Below are 21344 nucleotides of genomic sequence, written 5' to 3'. Positions count from 1 at the left end.
GCCTACCTCTGCGCGGACGGCTCCAGCAGACCCGACTTCGCAGCGATCACGCCGGCCTGGAACCGGCTCCGTGCCCCGAACCCCTCCATCAGATCCGCTATGTGGCCGCGGCACGCGCGGAGCGACAGCCCTATGCGCTTGGCGATCACGTCGTCCTCGAGGCCGTTCGCCAGCAGCATGAGGATCGCGGATTCGATCTCCGCGACCGCCGTGTGCGCGGCCGAAGGGCCGGTCTGAAACGGCGAGCCGAGGTTCCAGGACTGCTCGAACGCCGCGCACAAGTACGCCACGACCGACGGCTCGCGCACGATGACCGCTCCGCTCTCGTGCTCGGCGTGCGGCAGGAACGCCATCCGCCGGTCGACGACGATCATCAGCCCCGGGATCTCGGCCACCGTCCGGATCTGTGCGCCCTCGGCGAGAACCGCCTCGGCATAGGCCTGGGTCGGGAGGTGGAAGCGCGCGGTGTGCTGATAGAGGCTGCGCAGCACGACGCCCCGCCGCAACAGCGCCAGGTCCCGGGGCAGCGCGTCGGCCAGCGCCGCCGGCGGGCGGCCGCCACCGGGCCGGCAGGCCATGACCTCGGATTCGCAGGTCGCGGTCAGATCCGCGATCAAGGCCCGCACCGCGTGCATGTCGGCGATCGTGTCGATGCCGGCCACCCCGCCCTCCCGCAGCTGGTCGGAGTAGACCGGCGCCAGCGCCGCGAGCCTGGTCCGGAGCTGTGCCGTACGGCCGCGCTCGGCCATCAGCTCCAGCTCCGCCTCGCGGTGCGCGTTCTCGCGCGGACCCACCAGAGCCGCGATCGCGACGTCCGGGCTGGCCGCGACCACTCCCTCCGGGCCGGCGATCAGGATGTGCCGCGCGAGCAGAGCGTCGACAGCCTCCTGGCACTCGCGCTCCCCGCACCCGAACTGCTCCGCCATCGCCGCCACCCCACCGTCGACGAGGCGGCGTTCGGCGACGATCCACGCGTAGACCGACGCCAGGAGGTCCTCGTCATGCCCGGTTCCAACCCGTTCGGACACTGTTGCCTTCCTTCCAGTCCTCCGCGCCACTTGGTGAACCATCGCACGCCCGTAACGGCACAGTGACACAGACTCCTGATAAGCGCGTGAAGGGAAGCGCAGTCCGAACGCGTTGCCTACGCTGCGAAAGCGTCGATCGCGATCGACAGGTCGTCGCCGGTGAGGTCGCGTTGCAGCTCGCTGAGACGCCAGGCGATCTCGGGCAGCAGCTGCGTCTGGTTGCCGAACGCGACGCTGGCGTAGCCGTGCTCGGGGGCCAGGAGGACAGCCGTCCGGTATCCCGCCAGCCGTCCGTTGAGATACATCTGACCCGACGGCCCCAGTGCCCAGCCGAGACCGTAGGCCATCGGGTCGTCGAACCGGGTCCGCGGTCGGCGGATCTCGTCCAGGAGGGTTGGAGTGCCGAGGAGGCGTTCGGCGAAGGACAGGAAATCGGCTGCACACGACCAGAGCCCGCCGCTCGGCCTCCGTCCCCGCGGATAGGCCTCGCCGGGAAGCGGGAGTTCCCCGTCCCATCCGGTGATCGGGGCGCTCGGGGTTTCGAAGCCGGTTCCGGTGAGGCCGAAGGGCGTGAGCAAGACCTGCTGGAGTGCCTGCTCATAACTGGTTCCGACGACGGTCGCCAGGACGCAGCCGGCCAGGAAGTAGTTGCCGTTGTAGTACGACCAGCGCTCGCCGGGCGCACGCTCGTTGCCCGCCTGCACCGCCAACCGAGCGGTCTGCTCCAGCACCTCGGGTCCGTCACCGAGCGCGGCCACGGTCGCGGCGTCCACCGCTTCCCGGAGCCCGGCCACCTGCGCGAGCAACTGCTCGACGGTGATGCCGCGATCGGCGCGCCAGTCCGCGGCGAGGGCCGGGAGCAGCTCGATCGCCGGCGTCGTCAGGGGAATGGACCGCTCGGCCAACGCCAGGACGGTCGCCGCCGCGGTGAGCGGCTTTGTCAGGGAAGCGATGCGAAAGGACGAGGCGTCATCAGCCTTGAGGCCGCCCGCGGTCTCGAAGACGCGTCGCCCCCGACGGGAAACACCGATGACCGCGCCTGGGGCGTTCGTGTCCATTGCAGCCTCCGCTTCACATCCACTCGACGCTGAGCCAGTTGATCACGCTACAACGCCGTGCGGGTGCTGCGTGTGGCGCACAGCGTGCCGAAGCCCAGAAGCACGGCCATGAACCACGCGACATGCGCCAGTCCGTCGGCGGAGCTCTGGAAGCCAGGTCCTGCGACCGACAGATAGACGCCACCAAGGCCCGCGATGGACAGGACTCCCGCCAAGAGCGACCCGGTGTTCGCCAGCGCGGACACGGCTGACGCGCTCTCCGGTCCGGCCGACTCGGTGATGCGCGACAGCAACGGGCTGAACCCCGCGGCGTGCCCGGCGCCCGCGACCGCCAGCAACGCCGGTGCCGCGATTGTCGGCCACGGGCCGTGAGCCAGCGCTGTCAGAGCCACGAAGGCGCAGCCGAAGGAGACGGGACCGGCGACGGGTAGCGCCACCCGTGCCGGTGCAGGCATACGGGACCAGGTGAGTCCCACCGCCGCGAACCCGAAGGTGTAGGGCAGGAAGGTCAGGCCCGCACGCAGCGGGGAGAAGCCCAGTCCCGATTGCAGGTGCAGGGTGATGGTGAAGCCCACTGCGGAGTAACAACCCATCACGACCCAGCACGCGACCAGCCCGGGCCGGACCGCCGGACGGCTGAGCACGCGCAGATGGAGAAGGGGTGTGCCTCCGATCGCTGTGACCCTCCGTTCCCAGGACGCGAATCCAGCCAGCAACGCCGCGCCGATGCCCAGAGAACACCAGGTCCACGCCGGCCAGCCGTGTTCACGTCCCACGGCCAGCGGCACCACCACCGCAGTCATCGCACCGGCCAGCAGCACCGCGCCGACCGGATCCAGGCCGCCGCCGCGGCTGCCCGGGTGGACTGGAAGCACCCGGGCGGACACCGCCAGCACCCCTGCGCCGATCACGATGTTGACCCAGAAGATGGGACGCCACCCGGTCCCGAACAGATCGGCGCTGACGATCAGCCCGCCCGCCACCTGTCCCGCGGCCACGCCGAGTGCCAGCACCATCGAGTACCACCCGATCGCCCGCGCCAGCGCCCGTCCCCGGAACTCGAGCTGGATGACCGACAGTACCTGCGGCACGACCAACGCCGCCGAGACGCCCTGCGCCACCCGGAACCCGGCCAGAGCCCCCGCCGACGGAACCGACCCGCACGCCGCCGACGTCACCATGAACGCCGCGAGCCCGCGCCGGAACACGACGCCGTGTCCGTACCGATCGCCGAGGCGCGCGCCGATCACGAGAGTGACCGCGAACGCGAGGACGTATCCGGTGATGATCAGCTGCAACGCACCGCCGGAAGCGTGAAGTCCCGAACGGATGTCCGGCGCGGCGACCGTCACGATCGAGGTGTCCATCGACGCCATCGCCTGCCCCGCGAGCAGTACGGCCAGCAACCCGTGCCGGGCAGCGGGCGGAACGGTGGGGAGGTCCGTGTTCAGAACCTGCTCTTCGGTGTTCACCGCGTCAGGATCGGTCAGCGGGCCCCGATCGGTATTGACGATTCTTGCCACAAGAAAAGGCGCGTCCGCCGGACAGGGTGAGCCGGCGCTCACGACGAACGCGACCTTGGTGCCGTCGGCCGGGTAGACGACGTCGGACGCCTTCCCGGTGCCGTCGTACCCGCCGCCGGTGGGCGTCACAGCGTGCACATGGGAACCGTCCGGGTCCGACTCGTTCCAGCCGGCGGTGTCCCGCAGCATGCGTACTCGCCGGAGCGCAGACCACCGGGGGCCCGTACTGTCGAGGCGTGGTGATCCGCATCCTGCTGGCCGACGATCAGGCGAACATCCGCGCCGCCTTCCGCATGGTCCTCGACGCGCAGCCGGATATGCAGGTGGTCGGTGAGGCCGCGGACGGGGCGGCCGCGGTGGAACTCACCCGCCACCTCAGGCCGGACGTCGTGCTGGCCGACATCCGGATGCCGCGCGTCGACGGACTCGAGGTCACGCGGCTGCTGGCCGGTCCGGAGGCCGCCGAACCGGTGCGGGTGATCGTGGTGACGACGTTCGACCTCGACGAGTACGTGCACACGGCGCTGCGCCATGGCGCCTCCGGGTTCCTGCTCAAGCGCTCGGGGCCGACGCTGCTGATCGAAGCCGTCCGCGCGGCCGTGGCCGGCGACACGCTGATCAGCCCGCAGGTCACGGTGCGGCTGCTGCGGCGGTTCGGCGCCGCCGGGAACGGCGGATCAGAGGCACGGTGGGAGCCCGCGGTCGCGCTGACCGAGCGCGAGCTGGAGATCGTCCGGCTGCTGGCCGAGGGCGGCACGAACGCGGAGATCGGCGCGGAGCTGTTCATCTCGCCGGGCACGGTCAAGAACCACGTGGCGGCGATCCAGCAGAAGGTCGGTGCCCGGAACCGGGTCGGGATCGCGGCTTGGGCGTTCCGGACCGGGGTGTGCGCCGTGGACGAGCGGTCGTAAGCCGTCAGAGCCGCGCGGCCAGGTCGGCGACGACGGCGTCGAACTTGTCGAGCATCAGCGACAGGTGCCCCTCGGCCGGCAGCAGTCGCACGGAGGCGCCGGGGACCCGCTCGGCGAGCCAGCGGCCGTGGGCGTACGGCACCATCCGGTCCTCCGCACCCTGCCAGATCGAGACGGGTGTCTCGACGGCGGCCAGGTCGAAGCCCCAGGCGCCGACGAAGGCGAAGTCGTCGTCGCGCCACCCCGCGATGCCTTCCGACACCGCCTTGCGGAACGCACCCGCGGTGTACTCGGCGAACTCGTCGGTCAGGACCCTGCGATCCACCTCGGAGACCAGATCGCCCAGCGCGGCCGCGATCTGGTGGCCCTGGACGTCCGCCAGTCCCTCCACCTGCGCGGTCAGGAAGGCCTCCAAGGGTTCCACCCCGGCCGTCGCCGCCGTGAACTCCTCGACGTTCTCCGCGCCCATGCCGTCCAGCCAGTCGAGCCCCTCGGCGTCGTACGGGGCGACCCCGGCCACGGTCGCGGCGCCCAGACACCGCCCGGGCAGCAGCGCGGCACAGGCCAGGGCGTGCGGACCCCCACCGGACCAGCCGACGGTCAGGAACCGCTCGGCATCGAGCGCGGCCAGGAGAGCGGTGACGTCCTCGGTCACCGACGCGATGGTCCGTCCCGGCTGCGGCGAAGACCCCGCGTACCCGGGCCGGCTGTGCACCACCATCCGCAGCCCGTGCCGCGCGGCCGCCTCGACCATCGGCTCGAACAGGACCGCGGCGAACGGCGTCCCGTGGTGGAAGACGAGCGGCGTCCCCTCCTCGGGACCGGCCACCAGGTACTCCAGCGTCCGGCCGTCGGCGAGGCGGAGAGTCGTCATGGGGAGGAAGCTACCGCAGAACACCGGTGTGTTCGATGCGCCACTGACCTGGCCTCCTGACCTGCCCGAAAGCGTCGCGGAGGGTGACGGCCGCGCGTTCGCGCCATCCCTCGGCCCGTGGCCGCTTTACAGTTGAGTCCATGACCCGAGCCGCCGCCGACGTCTCCGACGTCAAGACCGCGAAGCCGGAGACCGCCACGGCGCTGGTCCGGCGCGCGCGGAAGATCTACCGCGAGCTCGGCGACGTCTACCCGCACGCCAAGTGCGAGCTGGACTTCGAGAACCCCTTCCAGCTGCTCACCGCGGTCATCTTGTCGGCGCAGTCGACCGACGTGGGCGTGAACAAGGTCACCCCGGCTCTGTTCGCCAAGTACCCCACCCCGGCCGACCTGGCCGCCGCGGATCCGGAGGAGCTGGAGGCGCTGATCAAGCCCACCGGCTTCTTCCACAACAAGGCCAAGTCGCTGCTGGGCATGTCGAAGGCCGTGGTCGCGGACTTCGGCGGGCAGGTGCCCGGCAGGCTCGACAAGCTGGTCACGCTGCCCGGGGTCGGGCGCAAGACCGCGAACGTCGTCCTCGGCGACGCGTTCGGCGTCCCCGGCATCACCGTCGACACGCACTTCGGCCGGCTCGTGAAGCGGTTCGGGTGGACCCACCTCGACGACCCGGTGAAGGTGGAGCACGCCATCGGCGAGCTCTTCCCGCGCAAGGACTGGACCCTGCTCTCGCACCGTGTGATCTACCACGGGCGGCGGGTGTGCCACGCCAAGCGGCCGGCCTGCGGCGCCTGCCCCGTCGCGAAGCTGTGCCCGAGCCGGGGCATCGGCGAACAGGACCCGGTCAAGGCGGCCGCGCTGCTCAAGTACAAGCCGGGGGAAGGCGGTCTGCCCCTGTGAACGTTGCGGATGGCATGGGACTTCAGATAACCGACGCCTTGCCCGCCTGGCTGCTGCCGCTGGCGCGGGCCGTGGAGACCGGGGAGGGGCTGGGGCCTGGGTTCCGGCGGCCCGAGGAGCTCGGCGGGGTCCCGCGGCGCAGCGCCGTCCTGATCTTGTTCGGCGAGCACCCGGTGGACGGGCCCGACGTGCTGTTCGTCGAGCGGGCCAAGACGCTGCGGAACCATCCCGGGCAGCCGGCGTTCCCCGGCGGGAAGGTCGATCCCGGGGAGGGGCCGGTGGCCACCGCCCTGCGGGAGGCCAACGAGGAGACCGACCTGGACCCGGCCGGCGTGCGGGTGTTCGGGATCCTGCCCGACCAGTACGTGTGGCCCTCGGACTTCCTCGTCACGCCGGTGCTGGGCTGGTGGCATACGCCGAGCCCGGTGCGGGTACGGGACACGCGTGAGGTCGCTTCCGTCGCGCGGATCGCGGTGAGCGACCTGGTCGACCCCGCCAACCGGCTGCGCATGAGCCACCCCTCCGGACGCTCCGGCCCCGCCTTCGAGGCGGGTTCGCTGCTCATCTGGGGGTTCACCGCCGCGCTGCTGGACGGGGTGCTGAGGGCCGGAGGCTGGGAACGGCCGTGGGACACCGAGCGGATCGTGCCGCTGCCGCAGGAGGTGCTGGCGCTGGCGGTGCGCGATGTCGCCGCGCCGGGGGGAGAAGATAGCTAGATGGACATCCTCGACATCCTGCTGCTGCTCGTCGTGGCGGCGTTCGCGGTCTCCGGGTATCGGCAGGGTTTCGTGGTCGGGGTGGTGTCCTTCGCCGGATTCCTCGGCGGGCTCTCGCTCGGGTTCGTGATCATCCCGGTGTTCCTGGACCGGATGTCGACGGGGCTGCTGCCCAGCGTGATCGCGCTGTGCGCGGTGCTGGCGCTGGCGGTGGTGGGGCAGGTCCTGGGGTCGATGCTGGGCTCCAAGCTGCGCGAGAGCATCACGTGGCAGCCGGCGCAGATGGTGGACGCGGTCAGCGGCGCGGTGGTGTCGGTGGTCGCGGTGCTGATGGTGGCCTGGTTCCTGGGGCTGGCGCTGTTCACGTCGTCGGTGCCGACCATCAGCGACCAGGTGCGCTCGTCCAGCATCCTCAAGGGCATGACCCGGGTGCTGCCGCAGGGCTCGTCGCAGTGGTTCAACTCCTTCTCCCGGATTCTGGACCGCAACGGCTTCCCCCAGGTGTTCGCCCCCTTCCAGGCGGAGAACCCGGCCGACGTCCCGGCGCCGGACCAGGCTCTGATGAACAGCCCGGTGATCAACCAGACCAAGGCGTCGATCGTCAAGATCCGCGGACAGGCGCCGTCGTGCGGGAAGGACATCGAGGGCTCGGGCTTCGTGTACGCCCACGGCAAGGTGATGACCAACGCCCACGTCGTCGGGGGAACGCGGTCGCTGGTGGTCCGGCAGTCGTCCGGCCGCCAGTACCCGGCCACGGTCGTGGTGTTCGACCCCAAGCGGGACATCGCCGTCCTGGACGTCCCCGGCCTGACCGCCGCCCCGCTGCCGTTCCTGGGCGACGGCAAGTCGGGCGACTCGGCCCTGGTGGTCGGCTACCCGCAGGACGGTCCGTTCCACGTCGACCCGGCCCGTATCCGCGAGCAGATCACCGCGACCGGCGCGGACATCTACTCCAGCGGCAACGTCCGGCGCGAGGTGTTCTCCCTGTACGCGCAGGTGCAGCAGGGCAACTCCGGCGGGCCGCTGCTCTCGACCGACGGCCGCGTACTCGGAGTGGTGTTCGCGAAGTCGCTGGAGGACAAGAACACGGGCTATGCGTTGACCGCGAAGGAGGTCGCCGGCGACGCACAGACCGGCGCTGCGACCGACGCACCGGTCAACACACAGGCCTGCGCCATCTGACGGCGGGACGGCGGTCGTCAGGGCTCTGCCGACCGGGGAGTTCGTCGCCCCTTCCTGGTACGTTCATGCCAGTACTCGCACAGGAATGCAGGGGGGCGGACCGGCCATGCTCGGGCACTCACACGCGACCAGCGGCGGACTCGCCTGGGCGGCGGCGGCGACCACTCTGCCGATGAGCGTGCTGGCCTATCCGGCCATGCACGGTTCCACCGCCCACATCCAGGCCAAGGACCTGATCTTCGGGACCTTCATCACCGCCGGCGCCGCCCTGCTGCCCGACATCGACCACCCGAACGGCACCATCGCCCACTCGATGGGCCCGATCACCCACACGCTCACGAAGGGCGTGTCCAAGATCAGCGGCGGCCACCGACACGCCACCCACTCCCTGGCCTTCGTCGCCGGCGTCGCCTATGGCACGTGGGCGGGCGAGAAGTATCTGGGACGCTACTTCACGCTCTCCCTGGTGTTCTTCATGCTGGTGCTGGCCGTACGGGCGCTGAACCTGTGCCCTCCCGGGGAGAAGCTGGACGCCTACGGCCCCTGCGTCCTGCTGGCCGGCGGCGGCACGGTGCTGATGGACCGGTGGATCGCCAGCGCCCCGTCCTGGCTGCCCTTCGCGATGGGACTCGGGGCGTTGACCCACCTGGCGGGCGACTGCCTGACCGATCACGGGTGCCGGTTGTTCTGGCCGTTCACGTTCCGGACCGGGATACCGATCATCCAGCGGACGGGGAACAGGGTGGAGACTTGGTTCTTGGCCCCGGCCATGGCCATCGGATGTGCGGTGCTGCTCTACGTCAAGACCTCTTCGAAGCCTTAGCGCCTCAGCTCTTCAGCCAGTCCACAAGCTCGTTGGTGAAACGCATCGGCGCCTCCTCATGCGGAAAGTGCCCGATCCCCTCCAACAACCGCCACCGGTAAGCCGCCGTCACATAGCGCCCCGATCCCCGCGCGACATGCGGCAGCAAGGCGCTGTCCAACTCGCCCTGCAGATGCAGCACCGGCACCCGCACCTCCGTCCGCATCCGCTGCGCGTAGCGCATGCCGTCCGGACGGACCAGTGACCGGATGAGCCACCGGTAGTACTCCAACGACGAGTGCGCCGCGCCCGGCACGAGCATCGCCTCGCGGTAGCGCTGAGCGACGTCCAGCTCCGGCCAGCCCGTGGCGCCCCACTCGGCGAGCAGTTGCTCGACCAGCATCGCCGCGTCGCGCGTGAGTGCCTTCTCCGGAGCCCAGGGGCGCTGTGCCGACCACATGAACCGGGCCGCCGCGATCTGCTTCGGGTCGGTCAGCAGGGCCTGGCGCAGGCGGCGGGGATGGGCCGATCCGGTGATGGCGAGCCGGTTCACCGCGGCCGGGCGGAAGACGGCGGCGGTCCAGCCCAGGAAGGCGCCCCAGCCGTGGCCGACCAAGGTGGCGTTGGACTGGCCGAGGGCGCGGATGACGCCGGTGACGTCCATGGTCAGGGTCAGCGGGTCGTAGCCGCGGGGGGTCTTGTCGCTGCCGCCGTAGCCGCGCAGGTCCATCGCGACCGCGCGGAAGCCGGCGTCGGCCACCGCCGGGAGCTGGTGGCGCCAGGACCACCAGAACTCCGGGAAGCCGTGCAGGAACAGGACCAGGGGGCCTTCGCCCATTTCGGCGACGTGGAAGCGGGCGCCGTTGGCCGTGATGTCCCGGTGGGTCCACGGGCCGGGAAGGCGGATCGGATCGGAATCCTGCATGGCATCAGCCTCCCATGCTGCCGCCTTGTGAGGAGCTTGCGTCCGGGCTCGGGGGGCGCGGGAGGGGCGTGCGCGGTGAATATTGGCTCGCATGTGCGGCGATGCGGTGTTAGCCATGGATTATGAGCTCCGATGCCCCTTCCTACCCGGTCCGCCCCTTCACCGACGAGGAGGCGCCCGCCTTCGCCGCGCAGCTGGACTTCGGGTTCCACGAGAACCCGCCGCAGGAGGCCCACGACCTGTGGCAGGGTCTGCTGCCGCGGGAGCGGTCGGTGGCCGCGTTCGACGGCGACGAGCTGGTGAGCACCGGCGGTGACTTCCCGTTCGAACTCACGGTGCCCGGCGGGGTCACGGTGCCGGCCGGCGGCGTGACGATGATCACGGTGAAGGCCACGCACCGGCGGCGCGGCATCCTGACGGCGATGATGCGGCACCAGATGCACGGGTGGCACGAGCGCGGGGACGCGCCGGTCGGCATCCTGCTCGCGTCCGAGCCCGCCATCTACGGACGGTTCGGCTACGCGCTGGGCGTCCAGCACCTGAGCCTCACCGTCCCGCGCGGCGACAACGGGCTGTCGGCGGTGGCCGGCAGTGACAAGTTCCGGATGCGGATGGTGGATCCGCTGGAGGGATACGAGCGCTGCCAGGAGGTCGTCGAGGCCAACCGGCTGGGCCGGCCCGGCATGATGCCGCGGGTCGGCGACGGGTGGCGCGACGCGGCGCTGGCCGACTGGGAGTTCGCGCGGGACGGCGCCGGGCCGCTGCGGTGCGTGCTGGCCGAGGACGCCGACGGGACGACCGTCGGCTTCGCGCGGTACCGGGTCAAGGAGGGCTACAACAACCCGGCGCGGCCGGAGTGCAAGGTGAGGGTCAAGGACGTCTACGGGCGCGACCTCGCTTCCTACGTCGCCATGTGGCGATTCCTGTGCGACCTCGATCTGACGAGCGAGGTCCAGGCCGAGGTGCCGGCCGACGACCCGCTGACGTTCCTGCTCGCCGACTTCCGGCAGGCGGTACCGCGCCTGCAGGACATGCTCTATGTGCGGATCGTGGACGTGGACAGGGCCCTGGCCGCGCGGCGTTACGCCACTGCGGTGGACGTGGTGTTCGAGCTCTCCGACCCGTTCTGCCCGTGGAACACCGGGCGGTGGCGGCTCCGCGGGGACGCCGACGGCGCGGAGTGCTCGCGGACGACGGATCCGGCGGACCTGGTCCTGGGGCCGCGCGAGCTCGGGGCCGCGTACCTCGGCGGGTTCTCGCTCGGGGCGCTGGGCCGGGCCGGGCGGATCGAGGAGCTGCGGGCGGGGGCGCTGGCGCAGGCGTCGCGGGCGTTCGTCAGCGATGTCGCGCCGTTCGTGCCCTTCGGATTCTGATCTGCGCTTTTGGATTCAAATCGCTGTCTCATACTGTGGGCGGCATGACTGAGGCACTGGAGAAGGATTACAACGGAGTACTCCTGCGGCGGCACCCGGCCGAGGGCAACGGCGTGGTCGCGGAGATCGTGCTGAACCGCGCCGAGGCGATGAACGCGATCTCGACCGGGATGGCCGCGGCGATCCGGGACGTGGCGCCGGAACTGGCCGACGACCCGGCGGTGCGCGCGGTGGTGGTCTCGTCGGCCGCGCCGTCGGCCGAGGGGAAGAACCACGCGTTCTGCGTCGGCGTGGACCTGAAGGAACGCAACCAGATGAGCGACGCCGAGCTGGTCGCCACCCGGCCGGCGTTCCGGCGCACCTGGTCCGCCTTCGGCTCGCTGCCGATGCCGGTGATCGCGGCGGTGTCCGGCTACGCGCTCGGCGGCGGCTGCGAACTGGCGCTGGGGTGCGACCTCATCGTCGCCGACGACGGTGCGGTGTTCGGCCTGCCGGAGGTGTCGGTGGGCGTCATCCCCGGCGGCGGTGGAACGCAGACGCTGGTGCGGCGGGTGGGCATGAACCGCGCCGCGGACCTGATCTTCACCGCGCGGCGGATCGACGCCGACGAGGCCGACCGGTTCGGGATGATCGACCGGCGGGTCGCCGGCGCGTCCACCGCGCGGGCGGCGGCGCTGGAGCTGGCGCAGCAGATCGCGAAGAACTCGCCGATCGGCGTGCGCAACGCGAAGCACGCGCTGAAGGTCGGCGCGGATCTGCCGCTGGCGGCCGGACTGGACGTCGAGGACGGGGCGTGGCGCGCGACGGCGTTCTCGGCGGACCGGGCCGAGGGGGTGCGGGCCTTCGTGGAGAAGCGGAAGCCGGTCTGGCCGTAACGGCGGGGTCACGGCCGCCGGGGCTGCGACAGCCTTCGACAGCCCGCGACAGCCCTCGACAGCCCTCGAGTTGTGCAGATCACGGGCCCGCGCCCCGTTCGGGGTTAGTCGCGGGCCCGTGTGCTTGCTAGCGTCTGCGGTGACGGCGGCGTGCCGTCCACAACGTGTGCAGCGAAGCCGGTGGGAATCCGGCGCTGTCCCGCAACTGTGAGCTCCCCCGGGAGCGAGCCAGGTCGCCTCACGCGGTGTGTCAACGTTCGGCCCTCGCGGTTCGGGGCGGTCCGGCTGTGCGCATCACGGTCACCAGGGCCGGCGTGCGTCGCGCGGGGCCGCGGATCAGCCGGAGGAGCTGACCTCGTGCATTCTCGTCTGCACAGTGTGGCGCGGCATGTCGCCGTGGGTGTCATAGCGGGTTCGGCGTTGCTGGCCGCCGGGTGTTCGTCGTCGAAGTCGGCGCCCGCGGCGTCGGGCACGGCCTCGACCTCGACCTCTTCCTCGGCCTCGCCGAGCGCGGCGGCGTTCCCGGCCACCGTCACCGCCAAGAACGGCGCGGTGAAGCTGGCCGCGCAGCCCAAGAAGATCGTGTCCCTGTCCCCGTCGGCGACCGAGGACTTGTTCGCGATCGGGGCGGACAGCCAGGTGGTCGCGGTCGACGACCAGTCGAACTACCCCGCGAGCGCGCCGAAGACCGCGCTGTCCGGCTTCAAGCCGGACGCCGAGGCGATCGCGAAGTACAACCCGGATCTGGTGGTGGTCGCCGCCGACACCTCGAACATCGTCGAGCAGCTGGGCAAGCTGAACGTGCCGGTGCTGTGGTTCGACGCGCCGAACAGCCTGGACGACGCCTACGGCCAGATCACCGCCCTCGGCGCCGCGACCGGCCACGCGGACAAGGCCGCCACCGAAGTCGCCGCCATGAAGCAGAAGATCACCAGCGCGATCGCGGCCACGAAGAAGCCCGCCACGCCGCTGAAGTACTACTACGAGGTCGGCACCCCCGGGAACTACAGCGCCACCTCGAAGACCTTCATCGGCTCGGTCTTCGCCCAGCTGGGCCTGGCCAACGTCGCCGACGCCGCCGACAAGACCGGCGGCGGCTACCCCCAGCTCAGCGACGAGTACCTGGTCACCGCGGCGCCCGACCTGGTCTTCCTGGCCGACACCAAGTGCTGCCAGCAGACCTCCGCGGCGGTCGCCGCCCGCCCCGGCTGGTCCGCCGTCCCGGCGGTGAAGAACGCCGCCAAGGGCACCATCGTCGGCCTCGACGACGACATCGCCTCCCGTTGGGGCCCGCGCCTGGCCGACCTGGTCCAGCAGGTCTCCGACGCGGTGAACAAGGCCCAGGGCTGAGACCCCGGCGATGAGGCGCGGAGGTTCGCCCGGCCCGGCGGTGCCGGGTCCGGGCGAAGGGACGACCGGAGGGACGCTCGCTACGACAGCCGCGGGGGTGGTGTCGGGCGAGATCTCCAGGGAGAGCGGGCCGGCAGCCGATCTGACGGGTGCGATCGACGACGGGGTGGTCCCTGCGCGCAAACTCGCCCGCCCGGCGATCGTGCTCATGGCCGCCACCGCGGCCCTTCTCCTCTCCGTCCTCGTCGCCAGTCTCGGCGGTGCCGCCGGCCTCCCGGTCGGTGGCACCGCCGCCGCGCTGCTCGACAAGCTCCCCTTCGTCCACCTCTCCACCGGCCTCACTCCGGTGCAGCAGGGCGTCCTCGACCAGATCCGGCTGCCCCGCGTCGTCCTCGCGACCTTGGTCGGCGCCCTGCTTGCGCAGGCCGGCGCGGCTTATCAGGGAGTGTTCCGCAACCCGTTGTCCGACTCCGGCACCATCGGTGCCTCCGCCGGCGCGGGGATGGCCGCGACCCTGGTCATCGTCTACGGCGGCGGGCCCGAGCAGACCTTCGGCGGGGTCGGGGCGGTGCCGGTGGCCGCCTTCGTGGGCGGGTTGGCCGGGGTGCTCACCAGCTACGTGCTCGGCACGCTCGTCGGGCGCGGTGGCACCGCCTCGTTGATCCTCGCGGGTGTGGCGGTGAGTTCGTTCGTCGGGTCGGTGCAGGCGTTCGTGATGCAGAGCAGCAGCGCCGACGTGAAGCAGGTGTACTCCTGGTTGTTCGGCAGCTTCACCGCGGCGGACTGGGGGCTGGTGCGGCTCGCGGTGCCGTACGCCGTCATCAGCATCCTCATCGTCACGCTGCACGCCCGCCACCTCGACGTCCTCGCGCTCGGCGACGACGAGGCCGCCACGCTCGGCCTGAACCCGGTGCGCGTGCGGTTGATCGTCCTGGCCGCGGCCTCGCTGGCGACGGCGACCGCGGTGGCGGTCAGCGGCATCATCGGGTTCGTCGGCCTGGTCGTGCCGCACGTCGTCCGCCGCGTGGCCGGGCCGGGACACCGGCTGCTGCTCCCGATGAGCCTGCTCGTCGGCGGGGCGTTCCTGGTGCTGGCCGATCTGCTGGCGCGGACCGCGCTGGCGCCGGCCGAGCTGCCGATCGGGGTCGTCACCTCGTTCGTCGGGGCGCCGTTCTTCATCCTGATCCTGCGGGCGACACGGGGGCGGGACCGGTGAGCGCGGTCAAGGCGGCCGGGGTGCGGGTGGCGTTGGACCGCAAGCCGATCCTGCACGGCGTCGACCTCGCGGTGGCGGCCGGTTCCTGGCACGCCGTCCTCGGGCCCAACGGCGCGGGCAAGTCCACGCTGTTGCGGGCGATCGCGGGGATCCTGCCGTATGCGGGGGAGATCCAGGTCGGCGGCCAGGACGTGGCCCGGCTCGCCGCGAAGCACCGCGCCCGGCTCCTCGCCTACGTCCCCCAGCAGCCGCAGTTGCCCGGCGACATGACCGTCGGAGAGTACGTGCGCCTTGGCCGGACCCCGCACCTGGGTTACCTCGGCGTCGAGAGCAGGGACGATCGCGCCGTCGCCGAGCGCGCACTCCATCGTCTGGACCTGGCCGGGTTCGCCGCCCGGCGGCTCGGCGCCATGTCCGGCGGCGAGCGCCAGCGCGTCGTCCTGGCCCGCGCCCTGGCCCAGCAAGCCGGCATCCTCCTGCTCGACGAGCCCACCACCGCCCTGGACCTCGGCCACCAACAGCAGGTCCTGGATCTCGTCGACGAACTGCGCGCCACCGAGGGCCTGACCGTCGTCAGCACCTTGCACGACCTCAGCCTGGCCGCGCAGTACGCCGACGAACTCACCCTGCTCGTCGGCGGCGAAGCCGTCGCGCGCGGCTCTGCTCGCGAAGTCCTCACCGAGCAGCGCGTCGCCGAGCACTACGGCGCGCGCGTCAGGGTCTTCGACGACGGAGAGGGCAGGCCGGTCGTCCATCTGACGCGGCCGCGACCGAGCCCCGGCGGCCCGAACTAGGGCGAATAAGAGACCTGCGGCACGTCGTAGCAGTTCGTGTCCATGTCGGGCACCCGCGTCACCCAGCCGCCGCGGCCGCCGTTCGCGGAGTCCTGCCACTGTGCGACGTTGAAGCACGCGTGCGTCGTCCCCGTCGGTGCCTTCACGGTGAACGCCGCGGGGGTGATCATCCCGCGCGCGTCATACGGCTGCCCCGAGTTCATGAACTTCTCGACGCACACCCGCGTCACGTTCGCGCCGCACGAGGCCACCGCGTCCGTCAGCCACTGCGCCGACGCCCATCCGTCGATCTCCCACTCCGACAGCCTCCCCTCGCGCTCCGGGAAGTACTTCGCCATCGCGTCGCGGAACGCCTTCACCGCGGGCACCGACGTGTCCTCGTAGTTCCGGTCGGAGGAGTCGGCGTACAACAGGTTCCGGCACTTCGGCGCGTCCTTGTAGGTCGCCGCGACTGTGGCGTCCCAGCTCTGCACCGTCGTCATCTTCGCCACGATCGGCACGCCGGCGGCGTCGATCGCCTTGCACAGCCGCGCGTTCCCGTCGGTGTCGATGGTGTCGAAGACGACGTCGACCCCCTTGTTCTTCATGTCCAGCGCCGCCGAGTCGAAGTCCGCCAGCGCGATGTCCAACTGCTCCGGGACGACCGTGAACCCCTCCGCTCGCAGCGCCTCGGCCTCGTAGGCGGCGTAGCGCGCGGAGTCGGCTTGGTTGTAGGAGACGAGTCCGGCGACATGAGCCTTAAGGGTCACTTTCGCATAGTGCTCCGGTTCGGTGGAGGAGTAGAGCTTGCCCTGCCATCCGATGGTCTTTCCGTCGCGCGGATAGTCGCTGCCGTAGATGGAGTAAAGATGTGGATAGCGATCGTAGGCGTTGCTGATCGGTTCGCCGCCGATATCCGGCACCCCCTTGGCCGATATATAAGCGGCGCCATCATATGCGAACGCTGAGTTACCGGAGAACGCGAATACCTTGTCCTCGTCTATCAACTTGTGCGCACACGAGACGTCGGTGCCGCCGACACCTTGGTCATCGCAGGACACGAAGGTGATCTGGCGGCCGTTCACCCCGCCCGCCGCGTCGAGCGCCTTGAAGAAGGCCTGTGCGCCGTACATCGGGCCGGAGAAGGTGTCCGGGCCGAGGAGGGAGTCGACCGAGTCGATCATCCCGATCTTGATCGAGGTCGCGGTGACGCCGACATCGCCGGCGGCCCCGGAGACCGGGGCCGGCGCGTCGGGAACCGGCGACGAGAACGCGGAATCCGGCAACCGGGTGCCGCACGCCGCACACGTGAGCAGGGCTGCTGCTGTCGCCCAGGTCCCCAGCCGCCGCACCGGCCCTCCTCTCGGACGCCGCCTCGTGCCCCCTACGGTGCGGGCGTGACCAGTCGCCCGCCGCCCTCGCCCGTCATCGGCGGCGCCGCCGGCCCGCCGCTCCCGCCGGGCACCACCATCACGGGCCCGCCCGAGTGTGTCGAGTGGGCCACCGCCGCGATGCCGGCCACCATGCCGAACGCGGCGACGCACAGCGCGCCGGCCGCGATGCCGGTCCGGACCCGCTGCCGGTGCCGGATGCCCTCGCCCAGCGCCTCGACGGCCGCCATCACCTCGTCGACCTCGGGCAGCCCGGGCTCGTCCGCGGCGAAGGCGGTGCCGATCAGGCTGCGCATGGCGTTCTCGCCCGCGGCGTCCACCGCGCTCATCCGTGTCCTCCCTCCGTCGGCTCCGCACCCATCGCTCAGACCGCCTGGTGTAGAGACGAGTCGAGCAGCCCTTTGAGTTTCGCCAAGGCGCGTGCCGTGTCCGACTTCACGGTGTTGGCCTTCATCCCGAGCGCCTCGGCCGTGGCCTCCACGCTCATATCGTCCCAGAACCGCAGCGCCACGACAGCCCGCTGCCGGGGGGAGAGCTGCTTGAGCGCCGCCATCAGGGCCAGCCGGGTCTCGATCTCCGGCTCCTCGGTGCCGGAGTCCGGCAGGTCGGCGGTGGCCACCTCGTGGTTGCGCCGCTTGCGGGACTCGTCGATGTAGGTGCGGACGAGCACCTGCCGCGCGTAGGAGTCGACGGCCTCCACGGCCCGGACCCGCGACCAGGCCACGAACAGTTTGGCCAGCGTCTGCTGGGTCAGGTCCTGCGCCTGGTGCCAGTCGCCGCACAGCAGGTACGCGGTTCGCCGGAGCGCGCCCTGGCGGGCGCTGACGAACTCGCGGAAATCCTCGTTCCCGGACCGCATCCGAAATCAGTGGCCTTCACCTGTCGGCGGCTGGACTGTGGGTGGTGCTGGTGGCTCCGCTCGTTCCGTGGCGCGTCGGACGGGTCCGGTACGCCCTCCCCGCCGGGGCCGGTCGGCCTCGGTCCACGGGTCAGTCGCGGTTCACGACCGCGTTCGTCAGCTGGCCCAGGACCTCCGTGGCGGCGTCGGCCGCCTTGCTGGTGTCCGGGCCGGCCTCCAAGTCGTAGTACCCCGTTTGCGGCTTGGCACCCCCGCGGGTGTACGTGAGCACGACGTAGCGGCCGCGGCGCTGGGCGACGACCGCGACCGAGGTGTTCGTCTTGGTGTCGGCGTAGACGAAGACACCCTGCGAGTCGTCCCAGGACGGGCCGATCTCGCCGATGCCGCCGCCGACGATCGCGGTGCGGTCCGAGGGGCCGCCGCAGCCGACGGTGTTCTGGTCGACCTTGCCCATGCCGGACACCGCGCTGTGCGCAGCGTCCGAGCTCTTATACGCGATGGCGGTGCTGACCACCCAGTGCGTCGGGTTCTGGTCGGTGGGGGCGGACGCGCTCGTGGACGGGGCGGCCGAGGTGCCCTTCTTGCCCGAGGAGGACTTCGCCGCCGAGGCCGGAGAGCTCGGCGCCGCGGGAGCCTGGTCGCCGGTCAACTGGTCGGCCTTGAAGGCCACGGTGACCGGCTGCAGCGCCTGTTCCTTGGTGTCGATGATGCCGGCGGTGCAGGCCTGGGCCTGCTTGATCAGCGCCTTGGCCGGGTCGTAGCCGGTCCAGGGCTGCCACCTCGGGTCGGTGGCGAACGCGGTGTCCAGCTCGGCGCCGGTCAGCTGCAGCGAGTTGAGGATCTGGACGTCGTTCTCGTTGGCGTTCGCGTCGGCCGGCGACTGGCCCGTCGTGGCGGGAGCGGCGCCCCCGCTGGACTTGGAGCTCGAACAGGCCGACGCCGTCAGCACGGCGAAGGTGAGCGCAGCGCCCACGGCTGCCGTCCGCCGCAGTGCCGAAGCGCCCGCCTGCGGGACGGTGGTGTGAGAAGTCCGCCGAGATATCCGCATTGTCCGCGGTCCTCCCCTGCCGAGTACTACCGATCGCTCAAGTCTTCGGCACTCTACACTGCGGACTTTTCGCTGGAAGCCGCGAACGGGGGCTAATACGCCGAGCCGCTACAACACTGTGACCTCAAGGTCTCCTTCGGCATAAGCGCGGCGCACTTCCTTCTTGTCGAACTTGCCCACGGAGGTCTTCGGCACTTCCTTGAGGTAGGTCCACCGTTCCGGAAGCTGCCATTTCGGGATCAGGCCGGACAGGTACTCGCGGAGTTCGGCCGGTGACACGCTGCAGCCCTCGTGCAGCACCACCGCCGCCAGCGGCCGTTCCTGCCAGCGCGGGTCCGGGACGGCGACCACGGTCGCCTCGGCCACCGCCGGATGCGCCATGAGGTGGTTCTCCAGCTCCACCGACGAGATCCACTCGCCGCCGGACTTGATGACGTCCTTCGCGCGGTCGCTCAACGTCAGGTAGCCGTCCGCGGTGATGGTGCCGACGTCGCCGGTCCGCAGCCAGCCGTCGTGGAACCGCTCAGGGTCCTCGTCCCGATAGTAGGAGCCGGTGATCCACGGCCCGCGGACCTCCAGCTCGCCGACCGCCACGCCGTCGTTGGGCACGATCTCGCCGTCTGGCCCGGCCAGCCGGGCCTGCACGCCGGCCGGGAACCGGCCCTGGGTGACGCGGTAGGCCCAGGCCTCCTCGCCCTCGGTGCCGGCCGGCGGATGCGAGACGCAGCCCAGCGGCGAGGTCTCGGTCATGCCCCAGGCGTGGATGATGCGCATGCCGTACCGCTCCTCGAACGCGCTCATCAGCGCCGGCGGCACCGCCGACCCGCCGACCACGGCGCGCTTGAGGGTGGAGATGTCGCCGCCGTGCGCGTCGAGGTGGTGCAGCACGTCGTTCCAGATGGTCGGCACCGCGCCGGCGAAATCCGCGCCGGACTGCTCGATCGCGCGCACCAGTGCGGCGGGCTGCAGGAAGCGGTCCGGCATGACCAGCGTGGCGCCGGTCAGCAGCGCCGCGTACGGGATGCCCCAGGCCATCGCGTGGAACATCGGGACGATGGTCAGCACCCGGTTGGACTCGTTGAGATAGAACGACTGCGGCATCGCCACCTGCATCGAGTGCAGGTAGATCGAGCGGTGGCTGTAGGCCACGCCCTTGGGATTGCCGGTGGTGCCGGAGGTGTAGCACATCGCGGCGGCGTCGGTCTCGTCGACGGCGGGCCAGTCGTAGCTCGTGGGCTTGCCCGCCAGCAGTTCCTCGTACCGGTGGATCGTCTTGCCCGCGCCCTCCAGCGGCGCCGGGTCGCCCTCGCCGACGACGACCACGTGCTCCACGGTCGCGAACCCGGGCAGCACCCGGGCCAGCAGCGGGATCAGGCTGCCGTCGACCAGCACCACCTTGTCCTCGGCGTGGTTGGCGATGTACGTGACCTGGTCCGGGAACAGCCGGATGTTCAGCGTGTGCAGCACCGCGCCCATCGACGGGACGGCGACGTACGCCTCGAGGTGCTCCTGGTTGTTCCACATGAAGGTGGCGACGCGGTCGTCGCCGCGGATCCCGAGGTCGTCGCGCAGGGCGTGCGCGAGCTGGGCGGCCCGCGCGCCGACCTCGGCGAAGGTGGCCGTGCGCAGCCCGTCGCCGGTGACGGTGTGGACCCGCGACGTCCCGTAGACGGTCGAGCCGAACGTCAGGAGCGTCGAGATGCTCAGCGGGGTCTCCTGCATGGTCGAGCGCATAGCGGACCTCCTGAGACGGCGGCGGCTCGTTACCGGCCGGTACTGAGGTCAGTCTGCATCGACGGTGGCGGATTTCGGAAGGGTTTCGGGTGCTGGCGGGCGAAGTGGCGCCGGGATGACCAGCCGCGCGTCCCGCAGCGCGCCGTCGGTGCGCAGTTTGGCCAGGGCCCGGGAGGCGGTGGACTTCACGGTCCCGATCGAGATGCCCATGACCTGGGCGGTCTCGGCCTCGGAGAGGTCCTCGTAGTAGCGCAGCACCACGACGGCGCGCTGGCGGCGGGGCAGCTGCGCCAGCGCGTTCCACACCGTGGAGCGGAGCTCGAACTCGCCGGGTCCGGTGTCCTCCCAGGCCTGTTCCGGGATCTGGTCGGTGGCGTACTCTTCGACCCGGCGTTTGCGCCACCAGGAGGTCTGAGTGTTGACCAGGACCCGCCGGACGTAGCCGTCGAGGGCTCCCTTGTCCTGAATGCGGTGCCAGGACAGGTATGTCTTGGCCAGTGCGGTCTGCAAGAGGTCTTCGGCGTCGGCGCGGTTCCCGGTCAGCAGATAGGCCACGCGGAGCAACGCTCCGGAACGTTCGGTGACGTAGCGCGAGAACTCCTCGTCTCGGTCCGCCGTCACGGCACAACGTTAAGCCGACGGGGCTCCGCGATGACAATCGAGGGGCGTGGCGTTCCGGGCGGTGAGTGGTTGTTGTGGGTCGTGTACAGAAATACCGCGTGGTTCTTGGTGGATGCCCTACCGCTGGGCTCCAGTATTGAGTACCGTTTGCGCAACGATCCCACCACTTCAGTGGACATTGATCACACC

General features: G+C 70.9%; 21 protein-coding genes and 1 riboswitch. Of the genes, 10 read left to right on the top strand and 11 right to left on the bottom strand.

Annotation, left to right across the window (positions count from 1 at the left end; all coding sequences use genetic code 11):
* Positions 1 to 2 precede the first annotated feature (2 nt).
* From ABD466_RS06310 to ABD466_RS06300, 3 genes are all read right to left on the bottom strand, one after another.
* Positions 3 to 1028: a helix-turn-helix transcriptional regulator gene (locus ABD466_RS06310; RefSeq protein WP_344655990.1), complete on the bottom strand. Its 1026-nt coding sequence runs from the start codon at positions 1026 to 1028 to the stop codon at positions 3 to 5.
* Positions 1029 to 1144: 116 nt separating this feature from the next.
* Positions 1145 to 2086, bottom strand: a complete 942-nt coding sequence (locus ABD466_RS06305; RefSeq protein ID WP_344655989.1) for a serine hydrolase domain-containing protein — start codon at positions 2084 to 2086, stop codon at positions 1145 to 1147.
* Between the two features lie 47 nt (positions 2087 to 2133).
* Positions 2134 to 3798: an MFS transporter gene (locus ABD466_RS06300; RefSeq protein WP_344655988.1), complete on the bottom strand. Its 1665-nt coding sequence runs from the start codon at positions 3796 to 3798 to the stop codon at positions 2134 to 2136.
* A gap of 47 nt (positions 3799 to 3845) precedes the next feature.
* On the opposite strand from ABD466_RS06300, the gene ABD466_RS06295 reads away from it, so the two are divergent.
* A complete protein-coding gene (locus ABD466_RS06295; protein ID WP_344655987.1) occupies positions 3846 to 4520 on the top strand; it encodes a response regulator in 675 nt (224 codons plus the stop codon).
* A gap of 4 nt (positions 4521 to 4524) precedes the next feature.
* On the opposite strand, the gene ABD466_RS06290 is transcribed toward ABD466_RS06295, so the two are convergent.
* Positions 4525 to 5394: an alpha/beta fold hydrolase gene (locus ABD466_RS06290; RefSeq protein ID WP_344655986.1), complete on the bottom strand. Its 870-nt coding sequence runs from the start codon at positions 5392 to 5394 to the stop codon at positions 4525 to 4527.
* Positions 5395 to 5534: 140 nt separating this feature from the next.
* On the opposite strand from ABD466_RS06290, the gene nth reads away from it, so the two are divergent.
* The 4 genes from nth to ABD466_RS06270 all read left to right on the top strand — a co-directional run bounded on the left by nth (position 5535) and on the right by ABD466_RS06270 (position 9011).
* Positions 5535 to 6290, top strand: coding sequence for an endonuclease III (nth, locus tag ABD466_RS06285; RefSeq protein WP_344655985.1), 756 nt, complete (start codon positions 5535 to 5537; stop codon positions 6288 to 6290).
* Positions 6291 to 6304: 14 nt separating this feature from the next.
* Positions 6305 to 7006 (top strand): NUDIX hydrolase, encoded by a 702-nt coding sequence (locus ABD466_RS06280; protein ID WP_344655984.1) that lies wholly within the window; start codon positions 6305 to 6307, stop codon positions 7004 to 7006.
* Positions 7007 to 8188, top strand: coding sequence for a MarP family serine protease (locus ABD466_RS06275; protein ID WP_344655983.1), 1182 nt, complete (start codon positions 7007 to 7009; stop codon positions 8186 to 8188).
* 106 nt (positions 8189 to 8294) lie between these two features.
* The gene (locus tag ABD466_RS06270) at positions 8295 to 9011 is read left to right on the top strand and encodes a metal-dependent hydrolase (protein ID WP_344655982.1); all 717 of its coding nucleotides are present in this window, start codon (positions 8295 to 8297) and stop codon (positions 9009 to 9011) included.
* A gap of 4 nt (positions 9012 to 9015) precedes the next feature.
* Here the strand turns inward: ABD466_RS06270 and ABD466_RS06265 are convergent, their stop codons facing one another.
* Positions 9016 to 9915: an alpha/beta fold hydrolase gene (locus ABD466_RS06265; protein ID WP_344655981.1), complete on the bottom strand. Its 900-nt coding sequence runs from the start codon at positions 9913 to 9915 to the stop codon at positions 9016 to 9018.
* Positions 9916 to 10037: 122 nt separating this feature from the next.
* Between ABD466_RS06265 and ABD466_RS06260 the strand changes: the two genes are divergently transcribed.
* The 5 genes from ABD466_RS06260 to ABD466_RS06240 all read left to right on the top strand — a co-directional run bounded on the left by ABD466_RS06260 (position 10038) and on the right by ABD466_RS06240 (position 15523).
* Complete coding sequence (locus ABD466_RS06260) at positions 10038 to 11288, top strand: GNAT family N-acetyltransferase (protein WP_344655980.1); 1251 nt, start codon at positions 10038 to 10040, stop codon at positions 11286 to 11288.
* 44 nt (positions 11289 to 11332) lie between these two features.
* Positions 11333 to 12163 (top strand): enoyl-CoA hydratase/isomerase family protein, encoded by an 831-nt coding sequence (locus ABD466_RS06255; RefSeq protein ID WP_344655979.1) that lies wholly within the window; start codon positions 11333 to 11335, stop codon positions 12161 to 12163.
* Positions 12164 to 12283: 120 nt separating this feature from the next.
* Positions 12284 to 12418: riboswitch (cobalamin riboswitch) on the top strand.
* Between the two features lie 114 nt (positions 12419 to 12532).
* On the top strand, positions 12533 to 13513 hold the full coding sequence (locus tag ABD466_RS06250; RefSeq protein WP_486334155.1) for an ABC transporter substrate-binding protein: 981 nt from the start codon (positions 12533 to 12535) through the stop codon (positions 13511 to 13513).
* Between the two features lie 208 nt (positions 13514 to 13721).
* Positions 13722 to 14729: a FecCD family ABC transporter permease gene (locus ABD466_RS06245; RefSeq protein ID WP_425558571.1), complete on the top strand. Its 1008-nt coding sequence runs from the start codon at positions 13722 to 13724 to the stop codon at positions 14727 to 14729.
* Positions 14726 to 15523, top strand: coding sequence for an ABC transporter ATP-binding protein (locus ABD466_RS06240; protein WP_344655976.1), 798 nt, complete (start codon positions 14726 to 14728; stop codon positions 15521 to 15523). Before ABD466_RS06245 ends, ABD466_RS06240 begins: the two co-directional genes overlap by 4 nt.
* Here ABD466_RS06240 and ABD466_RS06235 read toward each other — a convergent pair.
* From ABD466_RS06235 to ABD466_RS06210, 6 genes are all read right to left on the bottom strand, one after another.
* Positions 15520 to 16854 (bottom strand): ABC transporter substrate-binding protein, encoded by a 1335-nt coding sequence (locus ABD466_RS06235; protein ID WP_344655975.1) that lies wholly within the window; start codon positions 16852 to 16854, stop codon positions 15520 to 15522. The two genes, ABD466_RS06240 and ABD466_RS06235, sit on opposite strands and share 4 nt — an antisense overlap.
* Positions 16855 to 16886: 32 nt before the next feature.
* Positions 16887 to 17222 (bottom strand): hypothetical protein, encoded by a 336-nt coding sequence (locus ABD466_RS06230; RefSeq protein WP_344655974.1) that lies wholly within the window; start codon positions 17220 to 17222, stop codon positions 16887 to 16889.
* Positions 17223 to 17257: 35 nt separating this feature from the next.
* Entirely contained in the window at positions 17258 to 17752 is a 495-nt protein-coding gene (locus tag ABD466_RS06225; protein WP_344655973.1) for a SigE family RNA polymerase sigma factor, read from the bottom strand.
* Between the two features lie 130 nt (positions 17753 to 17882).
* On the bottom strand, positions 17883 to 18725 hold the full coding sequence (locus ABD466_RS06220; protein ID WP_344655972.1) for a hypothetical protein: 843 nt from the start codon (positions 18723 to 18725) through the stop codon (positions 17883 to 17885).
* A gap of 183 nt (positions 18726 to 18908) precedes the next feature.
* On the bottom strand, positions 18909 to 20534 hold the full coding sequence (locus ABD466_RS06215) for a long-chain fatty acid--CoA ligase (protein WP_344655971.1): 1626 nt from the start codon (positions 20532 to 20534) through the stop codon (positions 18909 to 18911).
* 48 nt (positions 20535 to 20582) lie between these two features.
* Positions 20583 to 21155: a SigE family RNA polymerase sigma factor gene (locus tag ABD466_RS06210; RefSeq protein ID WP_344655970.1), complete on the bottom strand. Its 573-nt coding sequence runs from the start codon at positions 21153 to 21155 to the stop codon at positions 20583 to 20585.
* Positions 21156 to 21344: the final 189 nt, after the last annotated feature.

It is taken from the genome of Catenulispora subtropica, assembly GCF_039531675.1.
Lineage (GTDB): Bacteria > Actinomycetota > Actinomycetes > Streptomycetales > Catenulisporaceae > Catenulispora > Catenulispora subtropica.
The sequence above is the reverse complement of the archived record's forward strand: the minus strand, read 5'-3'. Positions and strand labels throughout refer to the sequence as shown.